Origin of the sequence: Pseudooceanicola atlanticus (assembly GCF_000768315.1) — a bacterium.
Taxonomy (GTDB): domain Bacteria; phylum Pseudomonadota; class Alphaproteobacteria; order Rhodobacterales; family Rhodobacteraceae; genus Pseudooceanicola; species Pseudooceanicola atlanticus.
This window is the reverse complement of the sequence record NZ_AQQX01000002.1, coordinates 22,299-37,806: the sequence shown is the minus strand read 5'-3', so window position 1 is coordinate 37,806 and position 15,508 is coordinate 22,299. Positions and strand designations below refer to the sequence as shown.

At 63.1% G+C, this 15,508-nt stretch carries 15 protein-coding genes and 1 tRNA gene; 11 read left to right on the top strand and 5 right to left on the bottom strand.

The features are described from left to right. Position 1: 1 nt before the first annotated feature. Genes tmk through ATO9_RS04320 form a run of 3 tightly spaced genes read right to left on the bottom strand, consistent with a single transcriptional unit; the run spans position 2 to position 3,011 of the window. The gene (tmk, locus tag ATO9_RS04330) at positions 2-655 is read right to left on the bottom strand and encodes a dTMP kinase (RefSeq protein WP_043745817.1); all 654 of its coding nucleotides are present in this window, start codon (positions 653-655) and stop codon (positions 2-4) included. Beyond that, positions 652-1,872 (bottom strand): D-alanyl-D-alanine carboxypeptidase family protein, encoded by a 1,221-nt coding sequence (locus ATO9_RS04325; protein WP_052418109.1) that lies wholly within the window; start codon positions 1,870-1,872, stop codon positions 652-654. Before ATO9_RS04325 ends, tmk begins: the two co-directional genes overlap by 4 nt. A 56-nt stretch (positions 1,873-1,928) precedes the next feature. Next, positions 1,929-3,011 carry an SPOR domain-containing protein gene (locus ATO9_RS04320; protein ID WP_043745814.1) on the bottom strand — a complete coding sequence of 361 codons (1,083 nt, stop codon included), beginning with the start codon at positions 3,009-3,011 and terminating at the stop codon, positions 1,929-1,931. 225 nt (positions 3,012-3,236) lie between these two features. On the opposite strand from ATO9_RS04320, the gene ATO9_RS04315 reads away from it, so the two are divergent. After that, positions 3,237-3,326: transfer RNA gene (locus tag ATO9_RS04315), tRNA-Ser, on the top strand. Positions 3,327-3,750: 424 nt separating this feature from the next. Here the strand turns inward: ATO9_RS04315 and ATO9_RS04310 are convergent. Both ATO9_RS04310 and ATO9_RS04305 read right to left on the bottom strand, forming a co-directional pair. Beyond that, complete coding sequence (locus tag ATO9_RS04310) at positions 3,751-5,292, bottom strand: succinate CoA transferase (RefSeq protein ID WP_043745811.1); 1,542 nt, start codon at positions 5,290-5,292, stop codon at positions 3,751-3,753. A gap of 260 nt (positions 5,293-5,552) precedes the next feature. Next, a complete protein-coding gene (locus tag ATO9_RS04305; protein ID WP_043745809.1) occupies positions 5,553-6,782 on the bottom strand; it encodes a CaiB/BaiF CoA transferase family protein in 1,230 nt (409 codons plus the stop codon). A 257-nt stretch (positions 6,783-7,039) separates the two neighbouring features. On the opposite strand from ATO9_RS04305, the gene ATO9_RS04300 reads away from it, so the two are divergent. The 10 genes from ATO9_RS04300 (at position 7,040) to ATO9_RS04255 (ending at position 15,486) form a co-directional block, all read left to right on the top strand. Continuing rightward, positions 7,040-8,248: an ABC transporter substrate-binding protein gene (locus ATO9_RS04300; RefSeq protein WP_052418108.1), complete on the top strand. Its 1,209-nt coding sequence runs from the start codon at positions 7,040-7,042 to the stop codon at positions 8,246-8,248. Positions 8,249-8,321: 73 nt separating this feature from the next. Further along, complete coding sequence (locus ATO9_RS04295; protein WP_043745805.1) at positions 8,322-9,071, top strand: SDR family NAD(P)-dependent oxidoreductase; 750 nt, start codon at positions 8,322-8,324, stop codon at positions 9,069-9,071. A gap of 10 nt (positions 9,072-9,081) precedes the next feature. Further along, a complete protein-coding gene (locus ATO9_RS04290) occupies positions 9,082-9,966 on the top strand; it encodes an NAD(P)-dependent oxidoreductase (protein ID WP_043745802.1) in 885 nt (294 codons plus the stop codon). After that, positions 9,966-10,865 (top strand): branched-chain amino acid ABC transporter permease, encoded by a 900-nt coding sequence (locus ATO9_RS04285; RefSeq protein WP_043745799.1) that lies wholly within the window; start codon positions 9,966-9,968, stop codon positions 10,863-10,865. The genes ATO9_RS04290 and ATO9_RS04285 overlap by 1 nt, the downstream gene beginning before the upstream one ends. Then, positions 10,858-11,844 (top strand): branched-chain amino acid ABC transporter permease, encoded by a 987-nt coding sequence (locus tag ATO9_RS04280; RefSeq protein ID WP_043745796.1) that lies wholly within the window; start codon positions 10,858-10,860, stop codon positions 11,842-11,844. The genes ATO9_RS04285 and ATO9_RS04280 overlap by 8 nt, the downstream gene beginning before the upstream one ends. Beyond that, positions 11,844-12,623 carry an ABC transporter ATP-binding protein gene (locus tag ATO9_RS04275; RefSeq protein WP_043745793.1) on the top strand — a complete coding sequence of 260 codons (780 nt, stop codon included), beginning with the start codon at positions 11,844-11,846 and terminating at the stop codon, positions 12,621-12,623. The genes ATO9_RS04280 and ATO9_RS04275 overlap by 1 nt, the downstream gene beginning before the upstream one ends. Then, complete coding sequence (locus ATO9_RS04270; protein WP_043747334.1) at positions 12,616-13,347, top strand: ABC transporter ATP-binding protein; 732 nt, start codon at positions 12,616-12,618, stop codon at positions 13,345-13,347. Before ATO9_RS04275 ends, ATO9_RS04270 begins: the two co-directional genes overlap by 8 nt. Positions 13,348-13,356: 9 nt before the next feature. Continuing rightward, positions 13,357-14,157 (top strand): N-acyl homoserine lactonase family protein, encoded by an 801-nt coding sequence (locus ATO9_RS04265; RefSeq protein ID WP_043745791.1) that lies wholly within the window; start codon positions 13,357-13,359, stop codon positions 14,155-14,157. A gap of 48 nt (positions 14,158-14,205) precedes the next feature. After that, positions 14,206-14,853, top strand: coding sequence for a GntR family transcriptional regulator (locus ATO9_RS04260; RefSeq protein WP_043745788.1), 648 nt, complete (start codon positions 14,206-14,208; stop codon positions 14,851-14,853). A gap of 54 nt (positions 14,854-14,907) precedes the next feature. After that, positions 14,908-15,486, top strand: a complete 579-nt coding sequence (locus ATO9_RS04255; RefSeq protein ID WP_043745786.1) for a cysteine hydrolase family protein — start codon at positions 14,908-14,910, stop codon at positions 15,484-15,486. Positions 15,487-15,508: the final 22 nt, after the last annotated feature.

Here is a 15,508-nt window from a genome sequence, read left to right as displayed (position 1 = left end):
CTCAGCCGGCGATGGCGGGCAGGTGGCCTGCCACGACATCGGCCACGCGGTCAGCCACGTTTTCGGGCGTGTCGTCCCCGTCGACGATGCGGTAGCGCCCGGGGAATTCACCCGCGAGGCCAAGGAATCCGGCGCGCATCTTGTGCTGCAGGGCAGCGCCGAAATCCTCGAACCGTTCCTCGATGGTCTGGCGGGACTTGGCGCGGGCCAGGCCGCGATCCGGGTCCATGTCGATCAGCAGGGTGAGGTCGGGTTCGACGCCGATCATCAGGTCGTGCAGGTCATCCACCGTCTTGCGCAGGTCGCCACGGGACATGCCCTGGTACATGCGGGTGCTGTCGGCGAAGCGGTCGCAGATCACGACGGCGCCGCGATCGAGCGCGGGGCGTATGGTGCGTTCCAGGTGGTCGCGGCGGGCGGCGGTGAAGAGCAGGATCTCGGTCTCGGCGGACCAGCGGTCGGGATCGCCCTGCAGGACGAGGGCGCGGATTTCCTCGGCCCCCGGAGAGCCGCCGGGTTCGCGGGTCAGGACCACGTCATGGCCCTGGTCGCGCAGCCGGTCGGCCAGCATCCGGGCCTGGGTGGATTTGCCTGACCCGTCGATGCCTTCGAAGCTGAGGAAGAGCCCGCGAGGGGCGGATCCCTTTCCGCTCAAGAGGTTGCCCCGTCTTCCGCCACCTCTTGCGCGCGGTCGCCGATCCGCTTGAGCAGGTGGTCGATGGCTGTGGTGACGCGCACCATGAAGCCGCCACGCGGCACGGATTCACCCGCGATCAGCGGCACGCGGGTTTCCGGCAATTCGCCCGGTTTCAGCACCAGTTCGGCAAGCTGATCGCCCGCGCGGACCGGTGCGGCGATGGGGCCATTATAGACGACCTCTGCCTTCAGCTCCTGCCCGGCGAGGACGGGAACCAGCGCGACGAGGTCTTCTTCGGTGGTCAGCGCGACCGTGGGGGCGGCGCCCATATGGACCTGCGCCTTCATGATCGTCTCACCGGCATTGAGCAGGTTCTTGCGGGTGAACTGGCGGAAGGCCCAGTTCACGATCGCCTCGGATTCCTGGGCGCGCTGTGCGGCGCTTTGCAGTCCGGAAAAGGCAAAGACGATGCGGCGGTCGCCCTGCATGGCGGAGCCGACCAGGCCATAGCCCGCTTCCTCGGTATGGCCGGTCTTGAGCCCGTCGGCCCCGATCCCCAGCCCCAGCAGCGGGTTGCGGTTGTTGACGTTCTGCGGGGCGCGGCCGTCGAATTCGAACTTCCGCTCCTTGAAGAGGGGATAGAAGTTCGGGAAATCCTCGATCAGGTGGGTGGCCAGCAGGGCAAGATCGCGCATCGACATGCGGTGTCCGGCCGCGGGCCAGCCGTTGGAATTGGCGAAGGTGGAATTGGTCATGCCCATCTGCTGCGCCCGTTGGGTCATGTAGCGGGCGAAGCCGGCCTCGGTCCCGTCGGGGGACAGGGCCTCGGCGATGACGGCGCAGGCATCGTTGCCCGACAGGACGATGATGCCGCGGATCAGGTCCTCGACCGCGACGCGGTCGGTGGTGTCGAGGAACATGGTGGAGCCGCCATAGCTCATCGCGTGGGAAGACACGGGCAGCTTTTCGTCCAGTCGCAGGCGACCGTCGCGCAGCGCCTCGAACGCGATGTAGAGCGTCATCAGCTTGGACATCGACGCGGGCGGCAGCGGTTGGTCCGCGTTCTTGGAGAGCAGCACCGTGCGCGTCGACAGGTCGACGACATAGGCGGCCTTGGCCTGGGTGTCGAAGGCGCGGGCCGCATCGGCGGCCAGCAGCGACACGGCCAGAACGGCCCCCTGCAATGTCAGGGTCAAAGCCCGCAGGGCGGGCCGGAAACGGGGTGAGTGAGGCATCCTTCCTCCTTCAAGCGTCAGCGGGCGGTGGCGGCCTCACCCCGTGGGGGATGGGGTCAGTTGGTCACCGCGTAGGCATCTGTGAAGCCCGCTGCCTTGACCTTGGTCAGCAGCTGGGCGCGTTCTTCGGTGGTCGTGGCAGGGCCGACAATGACCCGCCAGAACGTCTTTCCCTGCGACGATTGCTTGAGCACCGTGGGGATGATCCCGGACTGGCGCATGGCAACGGCGGTGTTGCGGGCATTCTGTTCGACGCTGAAAATGCCGATCTGCAGGTAGGGTCTGTCAAGGCTCGACGTCGGACGGGCCGGTGGTGGGCTTGAAATCGCCGCCGTCTCGACCGCCGGGCTGGCCGCGGATTGCGGCGCGGTGGCGGGGGCAGGGCTTTCGACCGGCGCCGCGTCGGCCATGGTCTGTTCGGGCTCGGGGTCTTTCTTCTGCCAGAAGAAGCGGCGCTTCTTGCGCGGTTCCTCGGCCGGTTCGTGCGTGGCGGCGGCAACGGTCGCGGCGGTGCCTGCGGCTGCGCCCGCCGTGGCGTCGGCCCCGGCTTCGGCCCGGTCGAGGGCCGCGGCGGCTCCGGCCACCGGGTCGAGCGTCTGGGTTTCCACCGCTTCAGAGGCGGGCAGGCTGGCGACTTGGGTGTCCTCGGCCGGCTCCGCCGCGGCGGCGGGGGCTGCGTTCGGCACCTCTTCGCGGCGCAAGGCGGTGACGTTGAGGTTCACCGGCTGCCCGGCAATCATGCCGAGCGCCTCTGCCGCATCCGAGGAGACCTGGAAGCGCGGCCCGGGCCGTTCGACGGAGGGACGGAAAAGCGCGCCGATGACGAACTTGGAATTCGAGGAATTGCGGATCAGCGCGCGTTCCGGTTCCTTGACGTCCGGATGCGCCACCCAGACACCGCCGAGCGACGGCCGCCCGTCCCAGAGCCCGGCTTCGGTTTTCTGAAAGACTTCGGGGGCTTCGACATCGCGTTCCACCAGGCGGGTAGAGGTCGAACCGGCGCTGCTGGTCTGGGTCCCGGGGGCCGGCTGGAACAGCGAACCGCCGTCTTCCATGCAGGCGGACAACGCGGTCAGCGCCGCGATCGCCACGGAAATCCGCACCGCCGATCGTTTCTGTTTCCAGAGAGCGATTGCCATGTTTTGCCCCTATCTCAGCATGGCCCGGTTTGCTGGGTCCATGCGGCCGATACCCGGCCCTGCGCGATTTGTTTTGACGCAGTCTATCCTGTGTCGGCCCGCCTGAAAAGCATGGCGTGCCCGATCGGCGACATTTCCCCTGTGACATTGGTGTGAAGCGGGCGTGTCAGGGGTATCCCGTCACCTCTTCCAGAATCGCGATCACCCCGTTAGAGCAGGCGGACCGGAGGAGTGGCAGAGTGGTCGAATGCACCGGTCTTGAAAACCGGCGTGCGTGAAAGCGTACCGTGGGTTCGAATCCCACCTCCTCCGCCATATGATATTTATTTTGCGGCGTTCATTCTGAAGTATTGTGGATTGCCCACCAAACTTCCGGCCAACAGAAAAAGCGTTTGATCGCGATTTGCCGCGACGTTCGATTGGTTTGCCCCGCTGCGTCTTGCCCGTGTTTGTAAGGTGCTTGCGATGAATTTAAGGTCTTCTTTTTCAAGAGAACCGAGCTTCGCTCGCTTGTCCGGGTTCGCCTTGAAGGTGAACGCTACGGAGGCTTGTGGTTCGTCAAGAGCAGTTGCTGACCTGATCGATCTGAACTGCTGCCGGTTTCGTGGACACCGAGATAGGGTGTTCATGGAACTGTAGAATTTGCATGACGAGACAAGCATTCAGCCGCGCGTTCAAGCAGGAAGCGGTAAAGTGGATACCTAAGCGTGGCGTCAGTATAGAGCAAGCCAGTTTGAAATCAGGTCATCGCAGGCCGGGCGCGAGCCGGACTGCGTACCATGGAGCCGGTCGTCCTGAAGGTGGAATGGCAGTCAAAGGCCTCTTCCAGGACGTGTGGTGTTTGGCCGCCCCGCTGGCAGGCGCGTTCGAAATAATCGCTCAGCGTGTCGCGCCAGTCCGGATGCGCACAGGTGTCGATGATGAGGCGCGCCCGTTCGCGCGGCGCCAGGCCGCGAAGGTCAGCCAGACCCTGTTCGGTGACCAGTACGTCCACGTCATGCTCGGTGTGATCGACATGGCTGACCATGGGAACAACTGAGGTCACCTGACCGCCCTTGGCCTGGGATTTCGTGACGAAGATGGACAGTCCGGCATTGCGGGCGAAATCGCCTGACCCGCCGATACCGTTCATCATGTGGCTGCCCATCACATGGGTCGAATTCACGTTGCCGTAGATGTCGAACTCCAGCGCAGTGTTGATTGCGAGGATGCCGAGGCGGCGCACAATCTCGGGGTGGTTCGAGATTTCCTGCGGACGGAGGACAAGACGGTCCTTGTAGTGATCGAGCCGCCCCATGACGTCGGCATGCCGGGGGGCGCTCAGCGTGATCGAGGAGGCTGATGCGAAGCCGAGCTTTCCGGAATCCATCAGGTCGAAGGCCGAGTCCTGCAGCACTTCGGAATACATGGTCATGTTGCTAAAGGGCGCATCGGTCAACCCGGAGAGCACGGAATTGGCGATGCTGCCGATCCCCGCCTGTAGCGGCGGTAGCGACGGCGGCAATGCGCCGCGTCTGACCTCGCGCTCTAGGAAGGCAGTGATGTGATGCGAAATGGCACGCGTGTCGTCGTCCGGGTCCCCGAGGTTTGCATAGCTGTCCTGGCGGTCGGAAAGGACGATGGCTGAGATCCGGTCGCGGGCGACCCGGATCACGGGTGTACCGATGCGGTCGTCAGGATTGCGCAGCAACAACGGTTCGCGCGCAGGGCGGTCGGCCGGAATGAAGATATCATGCATCCCTTCGAGACCTGCGGGCGCGCATGTATTGAGCTCGACGATCACCTGCCGGGCCTGGGTTGCAAAGCCTGCCGAATTGCCGACGGATGTCGTGGGTACGATCCCGCCGTCTTCGGTGATCGCAACGGCTTCGATGATCGCGATGTCTGGCTTCGGAATCTGCCCCGAGCGCAGCTGTTCGACCGTCTCGGACAGGTGCTGATCAAGGTACATGACCGACCCGTCGTTGATCCTGGCGCGCAGCCGAGCGTCGGACTGGAAAGGCAGCCTGCGGCGGATCACGCCGCTATCTGCCAGCAGCCCGTCAAGGTCGTTGCCAAGCGACGCGCCCGTGATCAAGGTGATCCCGAGCGGATCGGTCGTGGCCCGGCGCGCCAGGGCAAGAGGCACCGCCTTGGCCTCGCCGGACCTGGTGAAGCCGGACATGCCGACGACCATTCCGTCACGGATAAGGTTCGCTGCCGCATCGGCCGAAACGATGCGAGCTAAGAGCGAACGGTCACGGATGCGAGCACACGGCGCGTCGGATCGGATTTTGGTCATCGGTAAACTCCACTTGAGACTGTGAGCGAGGGAATGAGATTTGGTGCATTATTTATGGGCCTATTGGCGATTCGATAGTTATTTTTGCCCTTATAATGCATTATATCAGCTGGAGTGGCTGTTTGTGTGGCTAAATAATGCATTTTGAAAGCGGTCGGCCGGAGGCGGTCTGGGCCGAAGATCGGAAAAGGGCGGACCCACGGCTGGTGGGTCCGCCTTTGCGAAGATTTCCGGATGGTTTCGTGACGACGAACGCCGTGTCAGCCGGTGGTTTCGGCCTGGCGCGGCTTGGCCCAGAGCGTGGCCTCGGGGTCAGCCTGGACTGCCGACCCATGGCCGAGAATATCCGCGATTCGCGCGTCGGAGAAGCCGAGTTCCTGCATGATCTGGGTCGAGTGCTCGCCCAGAAGCGGCGGGGGCAGGGAGCCCGCAACGTCACCGAGCAACGGACCTAAGGGCAATTCTGGCGTCTGGAAGTCGTACCCCGCGAACCCGAAGTCGGACACCTTTTGCCCGGCCTGCGCCTGCGGCGTGTCGAGCACGCGGTCCAGGGGCAGCACTTCGGTATGGCCGACGCCGGCGGCGTCGAGTTTGGCGACCAGGGCGTCGAACCCGAAGGCCGCCACGGCCCCGCTCACGATCTGCTCGACATCGGGGCGCCGGGCCCTCCGTCGGCGCAAGGTCGCAAGTTCGGGGTCGTGTGCAAGGCCGACGGCTGTGCAGAACTTGCGCCAGTGATCATCGGTCAACATGACCAGGTAGATCCAGCGCCCGTCCTGCGTTTCGTAGGCGCCGTAGCCGGGGATCGAGAATTCGGCCGAAGGTTCCTGCTCGGGTCGGCCCAGGAGTTGCGACTTCAATTGCACGCCCAGCAGGTCCCGCGCTGCGATGTGCAGGCCGGTTTCATAGAGGCCGATCTCGATATTGCGGCGCTCTTCGGAGCGGTCCGAATGCAGCGCGGCGAGAATCGCAATCACCGCGTAACAGCCTGCGAATTGGTCATGATACGATGGCCCGAGGCGGGCCGGTCGGCCATCGGGGCGGTTGTAGTACATGACACCCGTCGCCGCTTCGGCGATGGGGTTGGACGCGACCTGTTCTTCAAGCGGTCCTGCGCCGTATCCCTTGATATGGCAAAAGATGATGTCGGGATTGATCGCGTTGCAGTCTTCGAAAGTCGCGCCCAGTTTGCGCGCGGCCGATGGCGACAGGTTCTGCAGAACTATGTCGGCGCTGGCGATCAGGCTCCGAAAGGCTTCCTTTCCGTCTTCCGAAGTCATGTCGAGGCAGAGGCTCCGTTTTCCCCTGTTGAACGCCAGGTAGCTTCCGCTCGGGCCTCCGCGGACCAGCTTGCGGGTGGTTTCACCTGCGGGAGGCTCGATCTTGATTACGTCTGCGCCAAGCTGATTCAGTAGATGTGCGCCATAGGGCGCGGCGATCATGCTGCCCAGTTCGACCACGGTTTTGCCGGCGAGAACACCAGTTTTCATGCATTCTTCTCCTTGTCAGATGGCGCTTTGCAGCGCCAAATCGGGAAATTTCAATTTTCTCTTGTCATCGATAGAATGCATAATGCATTATGTGAGCGTCAAGTGCATTCTTGGCTCGGAACGGGCGGGGCTCCGGAGGGACGCCTTGTCGGCAGCAAAACTTTGCGTGTTCCGTGCTTGGGGTTGCTTCGATCGGGAGACGTCCCGGCCGCAGTAGAAAGATAAATTCAGCACCAACGTCTCAGGGAGGAGACAAAATGCTCAAGAGTTTTTGGAGAAGCGCGGCCTTTGCCGTCGCCGCGACAGCGTCGCTTTCCGCCGGTCCGACTTTGGCCGAAACCGGCGTGGACCTGGACAACAAAGTGGTCACGATCGGGGCCTTTACCCCGGTGACGGGGCCAGTCCCGTTCTACGCGGTTCTGACCCATGCGGCCGAAGCCTATTTCAAGATGCTCAACGAATCCGGCGACGCAGATGGATGGACTTTCAACTATGTGACCAAGGATGATGGATATGATCCTGCGCGCAGCGTCGCCGTATCCCGTAGCCTGGTCGAGGATGATGGAGTCTTCGCCCTGTCCGCACCGATCGGAACCGCGACCAACGTGGCGGTCTTGCCCTATGCGAAGGAAGCCGGCGTTCCCGTCATTGGTCCGGTTGGCGGGTCCAGCCAGTTCTTCGAAGTCCCGGCCGTCTTCCCGCTCCTGCCCGATTACGGGTGGTCCGCCGCGTCTGCGGCTGAATACGCTGCCAATGGCCTGGGCCATGAGAAGATCGCGCTGCTGTGGGAAAACGACGAGCTGGGCAAATCCGCCAAGCGCGGTTTCGATCTTGTGATGGAAGACCTCGGCCTTACACCCGCGGAATCCATCCCCTTCGACGTCAAGACGACCAGCTTCAGCGCACATATCCGGCGCATCCAGAACTCCGGTGCGCAAACGGTGTTGCTCTACGGGTCGAACGCCAACCTTGCGGCAGCGCTCAAGGCGGCTGATCTCCAAGGGGTCGATGTGGCCTGGTTCGCGCCCTTCTTCACGGCCGATCCGTCGACTCTGAAACTGGCCGGAGACCTGCTCGAAGGTGTCTATTTCTCGTCCTGGCTGCTGCCGGTTTCCAGTGACGAGCCGGAGGTGAAAGCCTACCGCGATGCTGTTGCAACGTATTTTCCGAATGACCCGGTGGGTGTTCTGGGGCTGAACGGTTGGAGCAACGCCGCCCTGTTCCACAAGGGGTTCCAGCTGCTTCTCGACAGCGGCGACGAGATCACGCGAGATAACCTCGTCAAGGCGATGAACACCATGACCGACGCGGCCGTCGGAGGTGCGCGCGGCGTGACCTTCAGTGCCGACGATCATCGCGGGACCCGCCAGGAAGGCATCATACAGTACACGGATGGCGACTTTGTTCTCGTCCGGGACTTCCAGCCCTATCCCGACGTCGCATTCAACGCCGCCAAGGGCGAGTAACGACGGTCCTGTCGCCCGCGGGCCTTCCCGTCGGCGGGCGACACTTTTTCAAATTCAACAATCGGGGATCTCTATGTCCACCATCCCAGTCAGCGCGCCCGCACGTCTTGATGGCAAGGTTGCGCTCGTCACCGGCGCAGCAGGAGGCATCGGCCATGCAACGACACTCGCCCTTGCCGAAGCCGGTGCGACGGTCATCGCCACCGACATCGCGGACCAGGCCGAGTTCGAGTCCGACAAGGTCGTCTATCGCCGCTACGACGTGACCTCGCGCGACGAAACGCGGGCGATCATCGCCGAAACGAAAGCCGAGCATGGGGCGATTGACGCGCTGATCCTTTGTGCCGGGACGATCTCTCACAAGCACCTGGTCGACTCGACGGATGACGAATGGATGTCGATCCTGAACGTGAACCTCATGGGAGTCGTCAACCCGGTGCGGGAAATCTTCCCGATCATGGCAGAGCAGGGCATGGGCAAGATCGTCGCCCTGGGGTCGATCGCGTCCAAGATCGGCGGCGTGGCCTCGGGCCCGTCCTACGTCGCGGCCAAGTCCGCAGTGCATGGGCTGATGAAATGGGTCGCCAAGAACGGGGCCGACAAGGGCATCTATGCCAGTGTCATCGCACCCGGGCCCGTGGAGACCCCCATGTGGGAAACCGTGACGCAACGGGCAGCGCCATCACCGCACGGCAGCGTCCCGCTTGGCCGCTTCGGCCAGCCCGAGGATATCGCCCAGGCGATCCTGTTCCTCGCGTCTCCTGCCTCGAACTGGATCACCGGAACCGTTCTCGACGTGAACGGCGGCATGTTGATGGATTGAGGGGACGACAATGACCGACACAATCGGATTTATCGGACTGGGCGTCATGGGCGGCCCGATGTGCCGCAACATTGCGACCAAGCATGCCGGTCGCGTCCTCTGCTTCGACCTGTCCGACGCGGCGCGGTCCGCGCTGGCGGACACGAAGGTCGAGCAGATGGACAGCGTCGAGGCGCTGGCGAAAGAGGCCGACATTGTCTGCCTGTCCCTGCCGGGCGGCCCGCAGGTCCTGAAAGTCGCCGAGAGCATCGCGGGCTCCGCCCGGGCGGGGACCGTGGTTATCGACTTGTCCACCACGACTGTGGCCGACGCCCGCGAGGCCGGGGCATTGCTCGCAGCGCACGAGATCAGCTTTGCCGACTGCCCTGTCGCCCGCACGCGCGAAGCCGCGCAGCAGGGCAAGCTGAGCATCATGGTCGGCGCGCCGCCCGCGCTGTATGAGCGCATCAAGCCCGTGCTCGACTACATGGCCTCCGACGTCACCCTCGGCGGCGATGTCGGGGCGGGGCAGGTGCTCAAGCTGGTCAACAACATGCTGGTTTTCGCCAATACGGTGGCGCTGGCCGAGATGATCGTGCTGGGCGAGCGGGCCGGGGTGAAGGCCGAGACGCTGCTCGAAGCGGTGTCGAAAGGATCGGGTGACAGCTTCGTCCTGCGCAACCACGGCATGAAAGCCATGGCCCCACGAGAGTTTCCCGCACAGTCGTTCCCGGCCGAATACGTGCTCAAGGATATTTCCTACGTCTTTGACCTGGCGGACCAGACCCACACTCCGCTGCCTACGGCCAACCAGGCGCGCGCCTATTACGCGGCTGCGGTCGAGAACGGGTTCGGAGACAAATACTTTCCCTCGGTCATTCAACTGGTCGAGTCAGACGCGATGGAGAAAATCTGATGAGTTTCTGGGATTCGCTGCTTTACGACCTTTTTCCTCTGATCTGGTCAGGCATGATCACTGGCTGCCTCTATGCGCTCGGCGCGCTCGGACTGGTCATGATCTTCAAGTGCTCGAAGGTCGTCAATTTCAGCCACGGCAACGTCGCCGGCCTGACAGCCTTCCTCGTCTATGGGCTGTCGTCGGGCGTGCTGATGTCACTGTCCTGGGGCGCGGCCGTCCTGGTCGCCTTGCTGGCTGCCGTTGCCATCGCGTTCCTGATCTACTCCATTATTTCCCCGGTGGTGTTCGAAAGCGATCTGACATCGACCATCGCAACGCTTGGCTTCGGGTTGATCGCGCAGGGCGTCACGCTGCTGATCTTCGGGGCAGATATCGTCGCGCTCGACCTGCCGATCCCGCGCTTTGCATTCTCGGTCCTCGGATTGTTGATCACTGGCTATGACCTGACCGTGCTGGCCGTAGCGGTGGTGACCATCGGCGCGTTGTTCATCATCATCGACTACACCAAGCTGGGGATCGCTTTCCGCGCAATCTCTGAAAACCCTTTTGCCGCCGAGGTCTGCGGCCTGAACCTTCGCTCCGTGCATTACTTTGCATGGATCACGGCGGCCATCCTCGGCGTGGTCGGGGCCCTGCTGATCGTGCCGACCACATTCCTGTCGGTGACGACCGTGGCGACATTCATGCTACAGGCCTTCGCCGCGGCGGTGATCGGCGGCTTCGCCTCGCTGCCCGGCGCTCTGGTCGGCGGTGTCCTGGTTGGCGTGCTGATGAACCTGTTCACCTTCTATGTCTCGCCCGAGTTCTCCTCGACATTCCTGCTCGCGGTGATCCTGGCGGCGCTGAACATCTTCCCCAATGGTATCCTGCAAAAGGTCGGAGGTTCCCGTGTCTGATCAAGCGACGCATATGACGCCGGACCAAACCGTCCTGTCACGCCTGTCCGGCGTGGCGACCTCCGGCGTGACAACAACTGTCCTGGTGGCGGCGCTGATCTTCATGCCATTCCTGCTGGGTGGGTCATGGACCTTCACGCTTGGCCTTTGCTTTGCCAACTCGATCGGCGTTCTCGCTGTCTCGTTGTTGGTTCGCTACGGTGGCGAGGTTTCGATCGGCCACACCTTCTTTACCGCGCTCGGCGCCTATTCCGTTGGAGTGCTGGACGTCCGGTACGGTATCTCGCTCTGGGCGTCGGTCCCGCTGGCGCTGCTGCTTGGCGTGACCTTCGGCCTGCTTTTCGCATGGCCTTCGCGCAACCTGCACGGCATCTACCTGGCTGTGACCACCCTGGCGCTCGCCCTCGCCGTGCCGGAAATGATCAACAACTTCGATGCACTGACCGGCGGCTACGAGGGTCTTTACGTATCGACGCCGTTCATTCCGGGCGTGAGCATGGGAATGCAGCGCTACTATGTTGCGCTGGTCATGCTGGTGATCGTCTGTGTTGCGGTAGCGCGGTTGCGGTTGTCGCGTCAGGGCATGGCGCTGTTGCTGGCCAAAACGCATCCGTCGGCGGCTGACGCCTTCGGCACGCGGAGGGTCTGGGCGCGGATTTCCATCATGGGGATCTCGGGCGGGATCGGTGCGCTCTGCGGGGCGACGCTGGCCTTCTCCGGCTCCACCGTTTCTCCTGGCGGCTTCACTTTCTGGCAGGCGATTTTCCTGCTCGTTGGCTCGGTGGTCAGCTTTTACGGCCTTTCCCTGCCTCGCGTGCTGATCGGTGGCGCCTTCGTCACACTGGTACCGCAGCTTCTGTCGGCATCCGGCGCTTGGATCCCCGTCTTCTATGGTCTGGCCCTGCTCGGGATGATCTTGCTCGGTCACTACATGCCACGCATCCGCAAAGCCATGGCCCAAAAATCGGAGGTCGCGTGATGGACCAGACGACAAACGCCCTGCGCGGCGAAGGGATCGCGCTCTCGTTCGGCGGGATCAAGGTCCTCAAGGGGCTCGATGTAGAATTCCGCGCGGGTGAAATCACCGGCCTGATCGGACCGAACGGCGCCGGGAAGACCAGCCTGTTCAATTGCCTGACCGGGGCCTATTCGCCGCAACAAGGCACGATTTCCTATGCTGGTGACCGGCTGAACGGCCTGCCACCAGCCGCGCGCGCCAACAAGGGCATCGTTCGGAGTTTCCAGCACGTGGCGCTTTGTCCGGACCTGACGGTGCGCGAGAACGTGATGATGGGCATCGCACGCTACGGCAAGGCAGGCTGGCTGTCGGCTTTCCTGCCCCTTCCGGCCGGCGCCCGCGAACGCGAGGAAATGGCCCGCTCGGCCGACAAGGCGCTTGTCGATCTCGGACTGCCAGATGTCGGGGACAAGTTTCCCGCAGAGCTTCCACCCGGCATGCAGCGCCTGGTCGAAATTGCCCGTGCCGTGGTCGGCAAGCCGTCCGTGTTGATGCTGGATGAACCGGCGGCCGGCCTCAACAACTCTGAAACCCGCGACCTGACGACCGTGCTGCGCAAGCTTGCGTCGACGGACCTCGTCCTGGTCGTGGTCGAACATGACATGGATCTCGTGATGTCGATCTGCGACCGGATCTACGTGCTTAATTTTGGCGAGTTCGTCGCCGTTGGGTCGCCCGAAGAGGTTCGCAGCAACCCGGACGTGATCCAGATCTATCTGGGGAGTGATGACGATGAATGACCTGCTGAGCGTCGAAAACCTTTCGGTCGCCTACGGCGCGGGAGCTCCGGCGGTGAGCTCTGTCTCCTTTACCGTCGGCCACGGGGCGGTGGTCGCGCTGCTGGGCGCCAACGGGGCGGGGAAATCTTCGATCATGAAGGCGGTCTCGGGCCTGACGCCAGCGACCGGCAAGATCCGGTTCATGGGAGAGGAGCTACTATCGTCACCCGCCCGCAGGCGGGTCGCCAAGGGCATCGTCTACGTGCCCGAGGGGCGTGAGATCGTCGGTGATCTGACCGTGCGCGAGAACCTCGTGCTGGGCGGCTACCAGAAGCCGGCTGCAGAGCGAAAGGAAAGGATGGAGATGGTTCTCGATCTGTTTCCTGAAATTGCGGAGAAAGTCGACCGCCAGGCCTGGCGCCTATCGGGTGGTGAGCAGCAGATGTTGGCCATCGGGCGCGGGTTGGTTGCTAATCCCAAGCTCCTGCTGCTCGACGAGCCATCGCTCGGGCTTGCGCCTTTGCTTGTGCGCCGGGTCTTCGACCGTCTGGCCACCATCCGCGAAGAAAGCGACCTGGCCATCGTGCTGGTCGAACAGAATCTGGCCGTGACAATGCGCCTGTGCGATGATCTGCACTTCCTGCGTGGCGGACGGATCGTCGGGCACCGCGGGGCCGAAGAACTCAAGGATGAAACTGCCCGCCAGGAGGCGATCAATGCCTATCTTGGCGCAGCCGCCGCTTGAAGGGATGCCATGAAAACCTGGGAAATCTACGCCATCCGGCACGCGACCAACGAAACTCGTACCCGTGGGGTCAACTTCATTTCGGACCCGGACCCTACGGCTCCCCTGACGCTTGATTTCTTTTGCTGGGTGCTCAGGAGCGGTCAGGATGTGATCATCGTCGATACCGGGATCGATCCCGAGAAGGGCGCCAGGAACGGGCATGAGCAAGTCATGTCTCCGCCCGACGGCTGGGCGGCGCTTGGCATCGACCCCGCACAGGTCTCAACCGTTCTGCTGACCCATGCGCATTACGATCACCTCGGCTATCTCGATGCTCTGCCGAACGCGCGCTTCTACATGCAGGCGGAAGAGATGTCCTATGTTACGGGCCCCTGGATGGAGAAGCAGACTTTCCGCCATGCCTATTGGCCGGATGAAATCGCCCGGCTGGTACATCTGCTCTACGAGGGGCGCCTGCATCTGCACGGACGGGACCATGATGTGGCCGACGGGATCAGCGCCCATTGGGTTGGCGGACACTGCGCCGGGCAGGAGGTGCTGCGCATCCGGACCGACAGGGGCTGGGTCGTGCTCGCCTCCGATGCATTGCATTATTACGAAGAATACGAACGCGGCATCCCCTTCGCCGTCGCCTTCAATATCTCTGACATGATTGCGGCCCACGACCGCATCCGCGACCTGGCCGACAGCGACGATCACGTCCTTCCAGCCCATGATCCAAGGCTTCTGGACCTCTACCCTGCTGTCAGCCCCGACCTGGAGGGCAGAATTCTCCGACTTGACCAGGCTCCGGAGGCCGGGGCATGAAGGTATGCATTGTGCACTCACGCGTCACCTTGTTGGGGGTAGTTGGTAATGGAAGGCCGGGCGAAGCATCAGACCAAGGAAGAATTCGTTGCGGATTTCCTTCGGGAAGGCATCATTTCGGGTCAGTTCGCGCGCGGTTCCAAGCTCAAGCAGGCACAGATCGCCGAGATGATCGGTACGTCGATCACCCCCGTCCGGGAGGCGATCAAGCTGCTGGAGGCCGAGGGCTTTATCCTGGGCACATCGCATCGCGGGGCGATCGTGGCTCCCTTCGACATCAACGCGACCGAAGAGATCACCGATTTGCGGGTCATGCTGGAATGCAAGCTGGGCCTGAAGGCGGTCAATCGCCTGACGTCGCAGGACATCGAGGAGTTGCGTTCCCTGCAGGCCCAGATCGAGGACGCCGCGGCGCGCGGCGACAAGGATGCGGTCCGGACGATCAATTACCGCTTTCACGAGCTTATCTACATCGCGGCCGAACTGCCGCAGACGCTGCGCTTCGTTCGGGCGCTCTGGGCGCGCTACCCGTTCGACCTCATCAATCGCCTCGACAACCGCATCGACCGAGCTTCGCAGGAGCACCGGGACATGCTGAGCGCCATCATCGCGCGCGACGAGGCCGCCTTTCTCCAGGCCCTGCAAACGCACATCCGCTCTGCCTGGGACGAGTTCAAGGCCAGCTACTCCGAATAGCCCTCCGCGCCCTTTCCGGCTCGGGGACGAACCCTAGCCTGAAAGGATTGCACAATGGCATCTGACTCTATCCTCCTTGTCATGGACATGCTGAACGACCTCGTTCATCCCGACGGGATGGGCGGCAAGAGCTATGTCCCGCTCATGCAGGATCGCGGCGTCTACGAAGCGACCGAACTTGCGATCACCAAGGCCCGTGCTGCGGGCGTGATGGTCGGTTATGTACGTGTCGGTTTTTCCCCGGACTACGCCGAGTGCCCGCCGGAATCGCCGGTTTTCTCGAAGGCTCGCGACAACGGGGTGTTCAAGCTGGGCGACTGGGGAACCCAGGTGCTGGACCGATTTGCCCCGCAGCCCGGCGACCCGGATATCATCAAGCACAGGGTCAGCCCGTTCTACGCGACCAAGCTGGAACCGCTCCTAAAAGCGCAGGGCATCCGGCGCCTGGTCCTGTCCGGCGTATCGACGAACGGCGTCGTGTCGGCGGCGGTCCGTGAAGGCCACGACCGTGACTACGAATGCGTGCTGCTTGAAGACTGCTGTGCCGGCGCAACCGCCGACGAGCATGACCACGCCCTGTCCGGGCTGCGCCGCTTCGCGCAGGTGACCAGCGCAGCCGACGTGACATTCTAGACGGAATGCAATTTTAATGCAT